The sequence below is a fragment of the Acidimicrobiia bacterium genome (assembly GCA_036271555.1).
Classification (GTDB): domain Bacteria; phylum Actinomycetota; class Acidimicrobiia; order IMCC26256; family PALSA-610; genus DATBAK01.
Window position 1 is genome coordinate 43,804 of record DATBAK010000065.1, and the last position, 15,378, is coordinate 59,181.

14 protein-coding genes are annotated in these 15,378 nt (G+C 69.3%); 5 read left to right on the top strand and 9 right to left on the bottom strand.

Translation table 11 applies throughout. The features are described from left to right. Window positions 1-102: 102 nt before the first annotated feature. Window positions 103-3,042 (top strand): protease pro-enzyme activation domain-containing protein, encoded by a 2,940-nt coding sequence (locus tag VH914_15805; GenBank protein ID HEX4492673.1) that lies wholly within the window; start codon window positions 103-105, stop codon window positions 3,040-3,042. Window positions 3,043-3,092: 50 nt separating this feature from the next. On the opposite strand, the gene VH914_15810 is transcribed toward VH914_15805, so the two are convergent. Both VH914_15810 and VH914_15815 read right to left on the bottom strand, forming a co-directional pair. Next, window positions 3,093-4,304: a glutathione-independent formaldehyde dehydrogenase gene (locus VH914_15810; protein HEX4492674.1), complete on the bottom strand. Its 1,212-nt coding sequence runs from the start codon at window positions 4,302-4,304 to the stop codon at window positions 3,093-3,095. 19 nt (window positions 4,305-4,323) lie between these two features. Beyond that, window positions 4,324-4,602, bottom strand: a complete 279-nt coding sequence (locus VH914_15815) for a hypothetical protein (protein ID HEX4492675.1) — start codon at window positions 4,600-4,602, stop codon at window positions 4,324-4,326. Between the two features lie 115 nt (window positions 4,603-4,717). Between VH914_15815 and VH914_15820 the strand changes: the two genes are divergently transcribed. Both VH914_15820 and VH914_15825 read left to right on the top strand, forming a co-directional pair. Further along, a complete protein-coding gene (locus VH914_15820; GenBank protein HEX4492676.1) occupies window positions 4,718-5,248 on the top strand; it encodes a CinA family protein in 531 nt (176 codons plus the stop codon). After that, a complete protein-coding gene (locus VH914_15825; protein ID HEX4492677.1) occupies window positions 5,245-5,805 on the top strand; it encodes a hypothetical protein in 561 nt (186 codons plus the stop codon). The genes VH914_15820 and VH914_15825 overlap by 4 nt, the downstream gene beginning before the upstream one ends. Before the next feature lie 12 nt (window positions 5,806-5,817). Here VH914_15825 and VH914_15830 read toward each other — a convergent pair whose 3' ends face one another. The 7 genes from VH914_15830 to VH914_15860 all read right to left on the bottom strand — a co-directional run bounded on the left by VH914_15830 (window position 5,818) and on the right by VH914_15860 (window position 13,184). After that, entirely contained in the window at window positions 5,818-7,665 is a 1,848-nt protein-coding gene (locus VH914_15830; GenBank protein ID HEX4492678.1) for a protein-glutamate O-methyltransferase CheR, read from the bottom strand. Beyond that, complete coding sequence (locus VH914_15835; protein ID HEX4492679.1) at window positions 7,665-8,669, bottom strand: chemotaxis protein CheB; 1,005 nt, start codon at window positions 8,667-8,669, stop codon at window positions 7,665-7,667. Before VH914_15835 ends, VH914_15830 begins: the two co-directional genes overlap by 1 nt. A gap of 67 nt (window positions 8,670-8,736) precedes the next feature. Continuing rightward, window positions 8,737-9,450 carry a GAF and ANTAR domain-containing protein gene (locus VH914_15840; GenBank protein HEX4492680.1) on the bottom strand — a complete coding sequence of 238 codons (714 nt, stop codon included), beginning with the start codon at window positions 9,448-9,450 and terminating at the stop codon, window positions 8,737-8,739. A 111-nt stretch (window positions 9,451-9,561) separates the two neighbouring features. Continuing rightward, complete coding sequence (locus tag VH914_15845) at window positions 9,562-10,419, bottom strand: formate/nitrite transporter family protein (protein ID HEX4492681.1); 858 nt, start codon at window positions 10,417-10,419, stop codon at window positions 9,562-9,564. Window positions 10,420-10,568: 149 nt separating this feature from the next. Beyond that, window positions 10,569-11,627: a DNA topoisomerase IB gene (locus tag VH914_15850; protein HEX4492682.1), complete on the bottom strand. Its 1,059-nt coding sequence runs from the start codon at window positions 11,625-11,627 to the stop codon at window positions 10,569-10,571. Window positions 11,628-11,643: 16 nt separating this feature from the next. After that, window positions 11,644-12,189, bottom strand: a complete 546-nt coding sequence (locus VH914_15855) for a hemerythrin domain-containing protein (GenBank protein ID HEX4492683.1) — start codon at window positions 12,187-12,189, stop codon at window positions 11,644-11,646. A gap of 26 nt (window positions 12,190-12,215) precedes the next feature. Continuing rightward, window positions 12,216-13,184: a TIGR03557 family F420-dependent LLM class oxidoreductase gene (locus tag VH914_15860; protein ID HEX4492684.1), complete on the bottom strand. Its 969-nt coding sequence runs from the start codon at window positions 13,182-13,184 to the stop codon at window positions 12,216-12,218. Window positions 13,185-13,268: 84 nt separating this feature from the next. Here VH914_15860 and VH914_15865 point away from each other — a divergent pair, with 84 nt between their 5' ends. After that, window positions 13,269-14,270, top strand: a complete 1,002-nt coding sequence (locus tag VH914_15865) for an SDR family oxidoreductase (protein ID HEX4492685.1) — start codon at window positions 13,269-13,271, stop codon at window positions 14,268-14,270. Then, entirely contained in the window at window positions 14,267-15,373 is a 1,107-nt protein-coding gene (locus tag VH914_15870; GenBank protein HEX4492686.1) for an enolase C-terminal domain-like protein, read from the top strand. Before VH914_15865 ends, VH914_15870 begins: the two co-directional genes overlap by 4 nt. The last annotated feature ends 5 nt before the right edge of the window (window positions 15,374-15,378 follow it).

Below are 15,378 nucleotides of genomic sequence, written 5' to 3' on the forward strand. Positions count from 1 at the left end.
ATGACCGTTGTGAGAGGTTTCGCGGCGACGGTGCCCGACCACACGGCGTCGCGGCGGGGCAAGGAAGGCGACCCGGTCGGGCCTGAGCAGGCAAGGGGTGTCATGCGGGCTGGGGCCTTCTCGCGCCGCGCGCGCCGGGTCGTCGCGGTGTCGACGGCGGCGCTGTGCGGAGGTTTCGCACTGCCGGCGGCCGTCGCCGCCGCCCCGGCCGCGTCGAGCACGACGTCGCCGACGAACGCGGCGACCGAGGCCGCGGGCTCGCAGACGCTGCTCGCGGTCCGCGACCACTCGGCTCGCGACCTCGGCGCATACGGCACGGCGAACCCGATCCGACTCTCGATCGGGCTGCGACCTCCGCACCCGGCGGCGGAGCAGAAGTACCTCGACGCGCTCCAGGACGAGTCGTCCCCCGACTTCCACCACTACCTGTCGACCGCGCAGTGGACGGCGCGATTCGGACCGAGCGCGGCGGCGCAGCAGAAGGTCGTCGCGTGGGCGAAGGCCGCGGGCATCACGGTGACGCATCTCTACCCGAACCGTCTCGTCGTCGATGTGACCGGAACCGCCGGCGCGGTGGAGCACGCGCTCGGCGTCCAGATCGAGAACTACCGGCTCGGCACCCAGAGCTTCTTCGCGAACAACGCGAACCCGGTCGTGCCGGCGGCGCTCGCGAGCATCGTCGGGTCGATCAGCGGATTGAACGACCGGCAGAACATGCATCCCTCGTCGCCGACCCCGCACGAGCCCGCGAACCGCGCGTACGTGGCCGGTCCGGTCGTCGCGCGCGGACCGCACGGCGCCGCGAACGGCAGTCGCACGAAACTGCGAGCGGCGACGAGCGCGCGCCGCGCCGGGCCGAACATCACCAGCGACGCGTACGACCCGACCGACATCTACAGCTCCCAGGCGTACGACTACACCGCGCTCTCGGCGCTGGGTCACTGCTGCAACCCGCTCGGCAATGCCGCCAGCTCCCCCGCGCAGACGTCGATCGCGATCGCGACGTTCGGCGCACAGGACATGAACGACATCGCCGCGTTCCACACGCAGTATCCGTACCTCGCGTACAACGTGCAGGAGGTGAACATCGACGGCACGCCCGAGTTCGGTGACACCGAGGGCACGATGGACATCGAGTGGTCGACCGCGACGTCGAACAGCTTCGGCGCGAACGCGGACACCGCGAAGGTGTACGCCTACGACGCCGCCAACTTCGACGACTCGACCATCATCGACCAGTACAACGCCATGCTGAACGACAACCTCGCGCGCGTCTTCAGCACGAGTTGGAGCTGCACCGAGATCACCGGATGTCCCGCGAGCATGATCACCCAGGAGCACGCGATCTTCGACGAGATGGTCGGGCAGGGCTGGACGCTCGTGGCCGCGTCGGGCGACCGCGGCGCGTACGACGACTGCGCGACCAAGTCGGTCAGCTACCCGGCGAGCGACCCCGACGTCGTCGGCGCCGGTGGGACGCAGCTCACGCTGAATGCGGACTCGACGTACAACAGCGAGACCGCGTGGTCGGCCGGGCTGCCCGACTGCTTCGGCAACGACGGCGGCAGCGGTGGCGGCTGCAGCGCGCTGTTCTCGGCGCCCGCGTACCAGACGAACGAGCCGTGCGGCAGCGGCTCCCGCGCGGTGCCCGACCTCTCGCTCAACGCCGACTGGTTCAACACGCCCCAGAACACCTACGTCGAAGGAATGTGGTACCCGAACGGTGGCACGAGCATCGTCGCGCCCGAGCTCGCGGGGTTCTTCGCGCAGGAGAACGCGTACCTTTTGGCCGAGGGCAGCATCTGCGGCTCCGGCGCGTCCGCGTGCGCACCGATGGGCAACGCGAACTTCCCGCTGTATCGCGACGCGCTCCTTGGCGCACCCCACAATCCCTTCTACGACATCACGTCGGGATGCAACAGCAACTTCATCGGCACCGGATACTGCGCGGGCACGGGGGACGACCTCGTCACGGGATGGGGCTCCGCGAACATGCTGCAGCTCGCGTGGGGATTCAACTGGCGCCTGCTCGCCGACGCCGGCAAGCCGACCGTCGCGTTCTCGGGCGCGGTACCGCACGTGTGGTACCGAACCGACGAGCCGCTCGGCATCACGGTCGCCGACACCGGCGGCGGCTTCCCGGCGAGCGGGGTCGCGGGATTCAGCGCGGCGTGGAACACCGACCCCGGCGACCCGACGAGCGCGGCGGCGCCGGGCTCGGGCAACTCGTTCTACAAGGGACCCGAACACGTCAACACGACGAGCGAAACGCTCGATCTCGCGTTCCAGCTCCAGGGTTGCAACACGCTGAACGTCGAGGCGTGGGACAACATGGGGTATCAGTCGGGCGACGTCACCGACGGGCCGCTCTGTTTCGACTCGCAAGCACCGCTGATGTCCGCCCCGCCGTCGTCAGCGCTGGTCAAGAGCTCGTCGATCACGAACGGCAACGTGCCGGTGCGCATCAAGTGGTCCGCGTTCGACGCGACGAGCGGTGTGAAGAGCTACCGCGTCGACGAGAGCGTCGACGGCGGCGCGTACACCACTGTCGGCCGCGCGCTGCGCGCGACCTCGAAGGTGCTGAGCCTGCCCTCCGGTCACTCGTACCGGTTCCGCGTGCGCGCGACCGATCACGCGGGCAACGTGGGGCGATACTCGATCGGCAAGGTGTTCCACGTGCGATTGTTCGAAGAGAACAAGCCGGCCGTCGCCTACACGTCGGGCTGGACCCGCGTCGCGCAGCCGGGCGCGTCGGGGGGCTTCGTGCGGGAGACGACGCTCGCAGGCAGGAAGGCGACGTTCACGTTCTCGGGTGTGCAGGTCGGTTTCGTGACGACGACATCGCCGGACAACGGTGAGGCCAAGATCATGATCGACGGCCGGCGCGCCGGGGTCGTCGACACCGACGCGCCCGACGCCGCGGCGCAGATGCGGTTCGTCGAGACGCTGCCGGGTGCGGGGCCGCACACGTTCGTGGTGGACGGGCTGGGAACTGCCGGTCACCCGAACGTCGACGTCGACGCCTTCGTCGTGATCAGCTGACCTCGCTCAACGGTTCGGCGCGTCATCTTCGGGTCCCGGCCTCTTCACCGTCACGCGGCCCGCATGTCGGGCTTGAGCAAGACCTTCGTGTACCCGTCGACGCGTCGGTCGAACTTCTCGTACGCGTCGGGCGCGTCCTCGAGCGGGAGGTCGTGGCTCACGATGAAGCTCGGTCGCGCGCAGCCCGACACGATGAGATCGCGCAGGTACACGTTGTACTGCTTCACCGGTGCCTGCCCCATCTCGATCGAGACGCCCTTGTTCCACGCCTCGCCGAGTGAGATCGGGAAGCGGCCCTGCTTCGCGTCCTCGTCGACGCCACCGGGATCCTCGGGGAAGTACACGCCGATGAGGCCGATGTGCCCGGTCGGGTTCGTGAGCCGCACGACATCGTCGATCACCTGTGTCGGACGTTGCTCCTCACCCCAGTGCTCCCGGTCCCACGCCTCGTACCCGACCGCGTCGATCGCGCACATCACCCCGGGCATCTTCTCGCCCTGGTCGCCGCGCCGATCCTGCACCGAGCGGCGGTGCGGCTCGCGGAGATCGATGATCTGCTGGACGGGATCGCCCGCGCCCGCGTCGACCCCGACCGCGCCCTCGATCTGCGCGACGCGCTGCAGCCGTTCGGGCACCCGGTCGACGACGTAGATCTCCGACGCGCCGCGCAGGCGCGCGCTCAACGCGCTCAGCAGACCGACCGGTCCCGCGCCGAAGATCGCGACCGTGTCGCCGGCGCGGACGTGCGCCTGCTCGGTCGCGTGATACCCGGTCGGGAAGATGTCGGCGAGGAGCACGAAGTCGTCCTCGAGCTCGTCGCCCGCGGTTCCGGGCAACTGCAGGCAGTTGAAGTCGGCGTACGGGACTCGTACGAACTCGGCCTGACCACCGCGGTGCGGACCCATGCCCGAGTAGCCGTAGCCCGCGGAGTGACTGTGCGGATTCGTCGTCAGGCACGCGTTCGGGAAGCCGCGCGTGCAGTTGAAGCAGAAGCCGCACGCGATGTTGAACGGCAACACGACGCGGTCGCCCTTCGCGATCGTGCGCACGGCATCGCCGACCTCTTCGACGACGCCGAGGTTCTCGTGACCGAACACGACACCCGGCTCGACCGGCGCGCGTCCCTCGTACATGTGGAGGTCGCTGCCGCAGATCGCCGAGGTCGTCAGGCGCAGGACCGCATCCGTGGGCTCCACGATCTTCGCGTCCTCGACCTGCTCGACCGCGACCTCGTGCGGTCCCTTCCAGACGACGGCTCTCACATCGCACCTCCGCGCGCGCTCAATGGTCTTGGTTCGTATCGCCGGCCGCGCCCGGCGAGGGCGGCGTGTCCGGATCGGGCCACTCGCCGCCGCCCTCCATGTTCTCGACGCCGACGTTCATCTGCTGCGGTCGACGGACGTGCTCGCCGTCATCGACGGGCTCGCCGGTGTACAGCCGCTCGTCGCCTTCGAGCGGCGCCTCGGCCTCCGGCGGATCGACCGCCGGCACGTCGGCGGCGAACTCGCCACCCTCGGCTCCGGTCGGGCGGACGTCGTCATTCGGCAGCGCGGCGGACATGGCGGCATTGTGCCCGCGCGATCCGCGTGTTACTCGGGGACACGCGCAAGCGACGCACGCGCGACGACACGCGCTCCGTGGTTGCGCGACGTGCGCACCGGGAACATCTCACTTCGTGACAAGCGACACCGCGACGGAGGATCTCGTCGCCGACATCGCATCGCGACTCGGATCCCGACGCCTCGCGTGCGCAGAGTCGTGTACCGGCGGGCTGCTCGCGCAGATGTTCGCGAAGGCCACGGGCTCGATCGATTGGTTCCCGGGTGGCATCGTGACCTATCAGAAGGACGCGAAGGTCGCGCTGCTCGGACTCGAACCCGGACCGGTCGTGACGCACGCGGCGGCGCGGGCGATGGCCGCCGGGGCGGCGAAATTGTTCGGCTGCGAAGTTGCCGTGTCGATCACGTGCGCGGCCGGACCGGATCCGCTCGACGGCGTCGCCCCCGGAACGATCTTCGTCGGCACGTTCGTCGACGGGGAAGCGCGATCGCATCTGCACCGCATTCGCGGAAGCGTCGACATCGTGTGCCGTAGCGCGCGCGACTACGCGCTACGCGACCTGATGGTCGACCTCACCGCGTCGCGTCCCGCACCATCGACATCGACATCCACATCGACAGAACGGGCGGTACCATGCCGACCTTGAGCGACGCCGCCCACGCCTTGGTCTCGACCCACGGCACCAACCGCGCCCACGTCGCGGTGTGCTCGTGCGGCTGGGAGTCGACTCCGGCTTCCGAAGCGCACGCGCACGCGCGTTGGAGGATCCACCTCGGGAGCCAGAAGGCTGCCGCATCGTGCGCGCGCGCCGAAGTGACGATCAACGTCGCGCGCTCGAGGGTCGAAGAGCTGGTCGCGATCCGCACGAAGACGGCCACACGCCGCGCCGATCTCCGGGACCAACGCCGCCGGTTCGCCGCCGACGGCGAGCGGCGCAGGGAAGCCGCGCTGGATCCCCCGAACCCGTTCGATCGCGCGCAGATGCTCGAGCGCGCGCGCGAGATCGCGGGAATGTCGAGCACCGACCTGTGGTGCTCATACTTCGCGCTCGGCGGCGACCTGCAGCACGACTCGTTGACGGCCGTCCTCCAGGGACAGCGCACGACGAGTCATCGCGAGCTCAACCGCGTCGCCGTTGCGCTGAACGAGCGCTTCGCGGAAGAGGGCTTCGGCTACCCGCTCGACTACTGGCCGAACCGCTGACGCACTGACCCCTCAGACGCGTGTGGCCTCGTCCTCGATGAGGACGATGATGCCCTCGATCGCGCCGCCGCCGCCCATCAGCTGGGAGAGCCGCACGCGACACGTGATCCGCTGACCCCGGCGGTTCGTGGCTTCGCTCGTGATCGGATTCTCCGGACACTCGCCTGCCAGGCACGAGCGCACGGCCGCGCCGAGCACTTCCACGGGAAAGCCGATGTCGAGGCCGAAGAAACCGCGGCCTTCGACCTCCTCCGCGCGCAGTCCCCACATCTCGAACGAGAGACCGTTCCAGACGCGCACCTGAAGATCGCTGTCGAGGACGATCACGGAGGCCCCGAGGCTCGTGAGCATCGACTCCATGTACGCATTCACCTGGTTGAGGTCGCCGGTCCGGTCCCGCAGCTCGTCGTTGATCGTCTGGAGCTCTTCGTTCGTCGACGACAGCTCCTCGTTCATCGTCTCGAGCTCCTCGTTCGTCGACTGGAGCTCCTCGTTCGTCGTCTCGAGCTCCTCGATCGTCGACTGGAGCTCCTCGTTCGTCGTCTCGAGCTCCTCGTTCGACGACTGGAGCTCCTCGTACGCGGTCTCGAGCTCGCGGTGCGTCTCCTCGAGCTCTTCGGTGACGCGCCGGTGGTTCGTGACATCGGTGAACGACAGCAACACACCGACGTCGGAGTTCTCGATCTCGAGTGGCGTCACTCTGACGTCGAGGAACCGCGTGTCGTCGGGACCGAGGCGGTGGGCGACGCTCTCGAGCTCGATCTGCCGGCGGTGCAGCCGCGCCTGATCGATCGACGATCGCAGCTCGACCGGCCGGTACGAGAGCTCGAGGTCCTGGAACGGGCGGCCGAGGCTGTGGGGCGAGATCGAGAAGCGCTTGCGCGCCGCGGCGTTGGCCGCCAGCAAGTTGCCGGCCGCGTCGATCAGCACGTCGGAGCTCGGCGCGTGCTCGAACGCGATGTCGGAGAGCGGCGTCACCGAATGCTCGTAGGGCGTGTCGGGACGGCTCGCGAGCGTCAGCAGACGCGTGCTCATGGTCGGTTCCGAGTGCTTGCAGAAGATCCGTTGCTTGAGGTCGACGGGCTGGAAGGAGTCGCCGTGCCCCAGCAGCATCTCCGCCTTGCCGAGGACGAGGAAGCCGCCGTTCACGAGCGAGAACTGGAGCCGCTGCACGAGCCTTCTCTGCACGTCGGCGTTGAAGTACATCAGCGTGTTGCGACACATGAGCATCTGCACGCGTGGAATCGGTGCGTCCTGCAAGAGATCGTGACGGCCGAAGATCACGAGCCGCCGTAGATCGTTCGTGAACGCGCCGCCGCCGTTGGGACGCGCGTCGAAGTACTTCGCGCGGAGATCCTCGGGGATCGACTCGAGCTCGCGGCTCGTGTACACGGCGCGGCGCGCCTGCTCGAGCGCCTCGTTGTCGACGTCGGTCGCGTAGACCTTGACGCGCTCCTTCGCTTCGTCGATCCCCAGCGCCTCGGTGAGGAGCATCACCGCGGAGAAGGCCTCCTGACCCGTCGCGCAACCGGCGCTCCAGACGCGAATCTGCTCGTCGTCGCGCGCGACGAGCTGCGGGATGATCGTGTCGTTGATCGCGTTCCAGGTGTCGCCGTCGCGGAAGAACGATGTGAGATTGATCAGGATCGTGTTGAAGAGCGGCTCGAACTCCTCGGGGTGCACCTGGAGGTAATCGACGTAGTCCTCGTAGCTCTCGCAGTCGATCGTCTCCATGCGCTTCTCGATCCGGCGCGCGAGCGTGCCGCGCTTGTACCCGGTGAAGTCGAACGCCCGCGCGTTCTTCAGGTAGTCGAGTACCTCTTCGAGACCTTCTGACGGCTGTTCATTGGTGCCAACCACTACGCGTCCTTCGTCCCGGTCGCTTCGTTCGCGTCGCCGACGCCGAGCAGTCGTCGGAGCACTTCGACGTTCTCGCCCGTCTCGACGGCCTCGCTGTCGAACAGACGCGCGCTGATCGGACGGCGGGGGCGGGCGCGCTCGGCAAGCGCACGACTGAGCTCGGCGCGGTCTTCGAGCGCGCGCAGCGCCATCCAGAGCGCGTTCTCCACCGCCGTGTTCTGCTGGTCGAGCAGGCTCTCACCGGCCCACGCGTGGCCGACCCGGCACCGGAAGCGGAGCACGTCGGGGTCGTCGATGCGCCAGAGCACACCGTTGCAGTCGGGACACGGCCATTGCGACGGCCGTCCGGGATGGTCGTTCCCGACGCCCGGAGGTCCATCCTCCATCATGGCGACCTCCTCGATCATCTCGGCCGACGGGTCACCGCCGTCGGCCGTCACCGGCTCCTTCACGAGGCGGCTGAGCAGCGGGCCGATCTCGACCGCCGGGACGATGTGGTCGGCGCCGGCCTCGATCGCGTGGCGCGGCATCTCGGAATAGAGCGCGTCGTCGGGATCCTGCACGACGCCCACGCCGCCCTGGCGCCGAATCGCCGAGAGCCCCGCGGTCCCGTCGCTCAGGGACCCGGACAGCACGACACCGATCACGCGCTCGCCGAAGTACCGGGCCGCGCTGCGGAACAGCGGATCGGCCGCGGGGCGGGAGCCGTTCTCACGCGGACCCGCGCGCACCAGGACGCGGCCGCGGTGCAGCAGCAGGTGACGGTCGCCGACGCAGACGTACACGCGCCCGGAGCGCAGGGGCTCGCCGTCGACGGCGGCCCGCGCCGGCAGCGGGCCGGCGCGGTCGAGGATCGCCGGCAGGGCCGATCCGCCGCGCGCGGGCATGTGCACCACCACGCACACGATGGCGTCGAAATCCTCGGGCAGTCCTGCGAAGACGGCTTTGAGCGCCTCGATCCCGCCCGCCGAGGCCGCGATGACGACCACATCGCGTCTCGCCATCCTTGCCTCCTTCGGTGCGGACGACCCTACCCGTGCGTGCCGCTTCTCGACCCTTCCCGGGGCGTCGTCAGTCGACCGTGGGGATGTCACCGGTCTCGACGACGTACGCGGCGATCTCGCGCAGCTTGATATTGCGGTGCTGCGACGCGCGCCGCAGCACCTCGAACGCTTCGCGCTCGTTCAAACCCGCGCGCGCCATCACGATCCCCTGCGCCTGTCCGATGACCGTGCGGCTGTCGAGGCCGCGACGCAGCTGCTCGGCAAGCTCGTGCTCGCGCAAGTGACGCTGCAGCGCGCTCAGCGCGAGTGACACGTGCGTCGCGAAGACGACGCCGTGTGCCCGATCGATCCGATCGAACGCCATTCCGGGCGCGCCATAGAAGACCAATGCCTTCGGCTCGTCGGTGCCGTCCTCGATCGACGTCGCCAACACCGGTCCGGCGCCCCACGCGCCCCGTGCGAGCGCCGGCCAACGCCGGTCGTCCGATAGGTCGGGGACATAGACCGACTGGCCCGTGTCGAGCACGTCGACCGCGGGCCCCTGTTCGAGTGTGAGGTTCAACTCGTTCAACCGATGAGCTTCGGGGTCGGAGGCCGCGATCGAGGTGAGCCGACCGTCCCGGCGCGCGACGACGCCGGCCCGCGCACACGGAACGACCGTGGTCGTCGCGAGCCGCACCGCGAGCGCGAGCAACTCGGTGAGGTGTTCCGCTTCGGAGAACACGGCCGCTACCGCGGCGAACGACGCCGCGGCATCGACGCGGGCGACTTCTTCGTTCACTCTGCGGACGATACCCCCGTGCGAGCCGCGGCGCCGCCCGGCTCCCCGAGGCCATCGCACGACCGGCATACGCAGCCTTTTTGTCGTCGCCTCGGATGGACATCGTCGACCTCAGAGGTCCACCGCCGGCTTCTCGCGCGCTTGCTCGCGCGCGACCCCGCGCCGGCCGACCTGCATGAGGCGCAGCCCGGTCACCAGGACGATGCCACCGAGCACGTTGCCGAGCGCGGCCCACCCGAACATCGCGAGCCAGTGCGCGTACCCGAATGCCGCGCCCGCGTGCAGCGCCGCGAACGCCTCGATCGAGATCACGATCGCGTGCTGGACCGGCAGTCCCGCGAGCAGGAACGCGATCGCCCACGCCGACGCGATCTTCGCCGGCACCGAGTCGGTGCCGCGCTCCATCCACGTCATCACCGTGATGAGCACACCGCCGACGATCGCGCTCGCGAACGCCTGCCGGCCGACACCGATGCGCATCGACTCGAAGCCGACCGCGCGCGCGGTGTTGCGCAGCGGCGGGAACGCCATCATCGCCAGCCCCATCGCGATCCAGCCACCGATGAGATTGAACAGCGCGGTGCCGGCCCACAGGCGCAGCACCGACCACCACGGCGCGTCCTTCGCGACGACCGTCATGATCGGAACGAGGAAGTTCTCCGTGAAGAGCTCGCTGTTCGCGAGCGTGAGCGCGAGGAAACCGATTCCGAACGCCAGCGAACCGAGCAGGTGATTCTGCGTCTTCGATTCGACGAGCAGGAGCGCGATCACGCCGATGCTGACGTCGAGACCGCCGACCAGGCCGGTCGCGACGAGCGCGGGCAGCGGCCGCTCGAGGCGCAGCACACCCTCGTCGACCGAGCGGCGGAACGTCTCCTGCACGCTCTGGGTGACGACCTCGTTCTCGTCGACGTCGTCGCGAGAGCTTGGCGCGGTCGCGCGCGCTTGACGGCCGTCGGGCTCCGGCATGGTCGCGCCGATACCCGATCGGTCCGCTACCGAACCGTGAAGGTGAGTCGGTCGGTCAGCGCAGCGCCAAGACGACGAGGACGATGATGATCACGAGAAGGGCTCCACCACCGATATACATGGTTCCTCCGTGTGCTTGGGATCAGGATCTACGCGGCGCGTGCCGCGGGTCGCCGCCGGCGCGTCGAGTGCTCCTCGAGCATTCCGAGCAGGCGACGCTCTTCGAGCGCGAGGCCCGCGACCCGCGGTGCGGACGCGTGCCACTGATCGGGCAACTCGCCCGCCTTGTAGGTGTCGACCACGCGCGGATGCACGTAGCTGGCGCGGCACACCGCGGGCGTGTTCGCGAGCTGGCAACTGACCGTGCGGACGACGTCGGTGACCGCGCGCCGGGCCGCGCGATCCGACTCCGGCGGATCGAGCTGCGCCAGCGCGTCGGCGGCGAGCACCGTCGCGATCCACGTCCGGAACTCCTTGGCCGTGACGTCGAGACCCGTCGCGTCGCGTAGGTACTCGTTCACGTCGTTCGACGAGATCCCGTGCGTCCCGTCGTCGTCGACGTATTGGAAGAGCAGCTGGCCCGGGAGGTCCTGGCAGCGACGGATGATGCGGCGCAGCCGCGGATCGGTCACCGCGACGTCGAGGTCGTGACCGCTCTTGCCGCGGAACCGGAGCCGGATCGCCCCCCGGTCGAGGCGCGCGTGACGACTCCGCAGGGTCGTGAGACCGTACGAGGAGTTCGAGCGCGCGTACTCCTCGTTCCCGACGCGCACGAGCGTCGACTCGAGCAACTGCACGACCGCGGCGACGACCTTCTCGCGCGGCAGCGCGCGCCGGCGCAGGTCGGTCGCGACCTGCGCGCGCACCTTCGGCAGCGCGCGTCCGAACACCGCGAGGTGCTCGAACTTCGCGAGCTCGCAGTGCTCGCGATAGCGCGGGTGATAGCGGTACTGCTTGCGGCCGCGCGCGTCGCGCCCCGTCGCCTGCAGGTGGCCGTTGGGGTGCGCCGAGAGCCACACGTCGGTCCAGGCGGGCGGGATCGCGAGGGCCTTGACGCGCGTCAACGTGGGCTGGTCGCGCACGGGCCGACCCTCGGCGTCGACGTAGCGGAAACCCCGCCCGCTCCGCACCCGGCGCAGGCCCGGTTCCCGGTCGTCGCTCCACGAGAGATGGCACTCGCGCAGGTCGGCGAGCGTGGTCGTCGTCATCGCAGGGTTGCGCGGCTCAGCTGCGCAAGGCGTCCCGGACCTTGTCGACCATCGCCGCGAACGGTCCGACGAGCATGTTGCCGACGGCACTGTTCGGTCCGTGAGGATGCGCGTGAGTCGGAGCCATCTTCTCGGCCGTGAGGATCCGGTCGGCCATCTTCGCGAGCTCCTCGGCGGAGCACTTCTGCTCGAGGACGGGAAAGAGCTCGGTCTCCTCGGCGGTCGCGTGGCGCAGGACGTCTTCGTGGAAGGCATGGATCTTCGCGTCGAACGGTGCCCCGTTCGTGTCGAGCTTCTCGAGCTCGGCGAGCGCCTGCTTCGCCTCGTCCTCCTCCTTCACCCGGCGGTCGACGATGTCGCCCCCGCCCTCGGAGCGCGCCTTCGGGTACACGACCATTTCCTCGGCCGTCTCGTGCGCGGCGAGCGTTGCGCGCAGGCAGTCGAACAGCTGCCGGCGATGGTCGTCCGTCGCTTCGAAGAGCTCGGCGAACATCGTCTTGACCTTTTCGTGCTGCGTCCGGAGCAACTCGGTCGCACCCGTGGTCTTCGTTTGGTCACTCATCACATCGTCCTTTCTGTCAGGCTCGATCAGACCGTCGCGCCCACAAGCGCGGGCGCGAGCTCGCGCTGCCAGTAGTCGAGGAACCCGGCCTGATCGGGCCCGATCTGGTGGAAGTACAAGTGGTCGTAGCCGGCGTCGACGTACTTCCGAACGCTGTCGAGCAGCGCGTCGCGCACGTCGGGCCCGCACGGCACCGACTTGGTCGCGAGATCCTCGGTGACGATCTCGGCGGCAGTCTCGAAGTGGCTCCACGTCGGCAGGTCTTGCGACAGTTGGCCGGGGATGCCCGCGTTGGGCCAGATCTTGTACACCGTCTCGCGAGCCTTGCGTTCGTCGTCGGCCCAGCAGACGTTGAGCTGCGCATACCGCGGTCCCGAGCCGCCCGCGCGTTCGAACGCGTCGAGGAGCTCGCGGTCGGGTGCGCTCCCCCAGTAGCCGTCGCCGATGCGACCTGCGAGCTCCGCCGACGCCGGGCCGAACCCGGACACGATGATCGGCAGCGCGGCGCGCGGCGCGTCGAAGAGGCGCGCGTTCTCGACCTCGTAGAACTGACCGCGGTGGTCGACGGTCTCGCCGGTGAACAGGCGCCGGATCACGTGTACCGCCTCGTCGAGCATCTCTCGCCGCACCTCCGGGCGCGGCCAGCGGTGACCGAGGACGTGCTCGTTCAACGCTTCACCGGTTCCCACACCGAGGAAGAAGCGTCCCTCGAACAGCAACGACGTCGTCGCGGCTGCCTGCGCGACGATCGCCGGATGGATTCGGACGAGTGGACAGCTCACGCCGACGCCGACCTCGATGCGTTGCGTCGAAGCGGCGATTCCACCGAGCACGCTCCACACGAACGGGCTGTGACCCTGCTCGCTCACCCACGGATGAAAGTGGTCGGAGATCGACACGAACTCGAACCCCGCATCCTCGGCGCGCGCCGCCAGATCGACGAGCTCGCGCGGCCCGTGCTCCTCACTCGAAAGCGTCATACCAAAGGCCGTCATGTGGGCCTGCGGTACCTCCGCGACGGGTTCGGTAAACGGATCGGTGCCTGCGTAACGCAGCGCCGTCGTGGGTAGCGCGCTGCCATGAGCGGTTCGCGCGTTGCGGTCGTGACTGGCGCGTCCGCAGGAGTCGGGCGCGCCACCGCGCTCGCGCTCACGGAGCACGGTTTCGACGTTGCATTGCTGGCACGCGGAAGCGCGGGACTCGAAGCGGCGGCGAAGGAAGCGGCGCGCGCCGGTGTGCGCGCGATCCCCGTTCCCGTCGACGTCGCCGATGACCGCGCGGTGTTCGATGCGGCGGCGACGATCGAGCGCGACCTCGGACCCATCGACGTGTGGGTCAACAACGCGATGACGACGACGTTCTCCCCCGTCGCCGACACCGCCGCCGCGGACTTCCGGCGCGCGGTCGAGGTGACGTTCCTGGGTCAGGTGTGGGGCACGATGGCCGCGCTCGAGCGCATGCGCCCGCGTGATCGCGGCCGCATCGTGAACGTGGGATCGGCCCTCGCCTTCATCGGCATCCCGCTCCAGGCCGCGTACTGCTCGGCGAAGTTCGCGTGCCGCGGCTTCTTCGAATCGACGCGCGCCGAGCTCATCCACGACGGCAGCCACGTCGAGCTGTGCATGGTGCACCTGCCCGCGGTGAACACGCCCCAGTTCGACTGGTGCCACACGACGATGGACCGTGATCCCCAGCCCGTCCCGCCGATCTACCAGCCCGAGATCGCGGCGCGTGCGATCGTCGACACCGTGCTGTCGGGACGCCGCTCGCGCGTGCTCGGATCGTGGAACAAGCTGCTCGTCGCGGCCGGGCAGCTCGCGCCCGGTCTCGGCAACCAGTACGCGGCGCGCGGCGCGTGGGAATCGCAACTCTCGTCGGATCGGATCGTGCCCGACCGGGCCGGCAACCTCCGGCACGCCCAGGACGACACCGGCGATGTCGGCGCGCACGGTCGCTTCGACGACCGCGCGCACGGCTTTCTCGATCCCAGCTTCCTGCGCACACTTCCGAACTCGGCACGCACGTTCGTCGCGGCGGCGAGAGGAAGGCTCGCGGAGGGCGCGCGCACTCGACGCTCGTGAAGATCGACGGGCTTCGCGCCGCGGCGTACACGGTACCGACCGAGGCGCCCGAGTCCGACGGCACGTTGACGTGGGACTCGACGACGGTCGTGGTCGTCGAAGTGGAAGCGGGTGGCGTCACCGGCACGGGGTTCACGTACGCGACCCGCGGGTGCATCGCCGTCATCGACGATGTCCTGCGCTCGGTCGTCGTCGCGCACGATCCAATGGACGTTCCCGGCGCCGCGCACGCGATGGCGGTCGCGATCCGGAACCTCGGCCGCCCCGGAGTCGTGTCGTCCGCGATCGCGGCCGTCGATCTCGCGCTCTGGGACCTCAAGGCGCGGTTGCTCGAACTCCCGCTGTTCCGCCTCCTCGGCGCGGTGCGCGACGAGGTGCCGATCTACGGCAGCGGCGGGTTCACGTCGTACTCACCCGACGAGCTCGTGCGTCAGATCGGATCGTGGGTGCACGACGACGGCATCCCGCGCGTGAAGATGAAGATCGGCACGAACCGGGGCGCGGAGCCACGCGTCGACCTGGCGCGCGTCGAGACGGTCCGGGGGACGATCGGCGGCGCCGAGCTCTTCGTCGACGCGAACGGTGGTTACACCGCGAAGCAGGCGGTGACGTTGGCGCGCGAGCTCGCAGCACTCGACGTGACCTGGTTCGAGGAACCGGTGTCGTCGGATCACCTCGCGTCGCTGCGCGAGATCCGCGACCTCATCGACATCGAGGTCGCCGCGGGCGAGTACGGCTACGACCTCCCCTACTTCGAGCAGATGTGCGCGGCGGGTGCGGTCGACGTCCTGCAGGCCGACATCTCGCGCTGCGGCGGCCTGACCGACTGGTTGCGCGTCGCCGCGGTCGCGGCCGCGCACGGTTTGGAGCTGTCGGGTCATTGCGCGCCGTCGCTGCACGCGCACGCGGCCTGCAGCGTGCCGAACCTGCGGCACGTCGAGTACTTCCACGATCACGCGCGCATCGACCGGCTGCTGTTCGACGGTGCCCTCGACCCCACGGGTGGAGTGCTCCGACCCGACCCGGAGCGCCCGGGCATGGGTCTCGAGCTCAAGCGCGCCGACGCGGAGCGCCATCTCGTCGAGCGCAGCCGCGCCGAGTAGCCGAC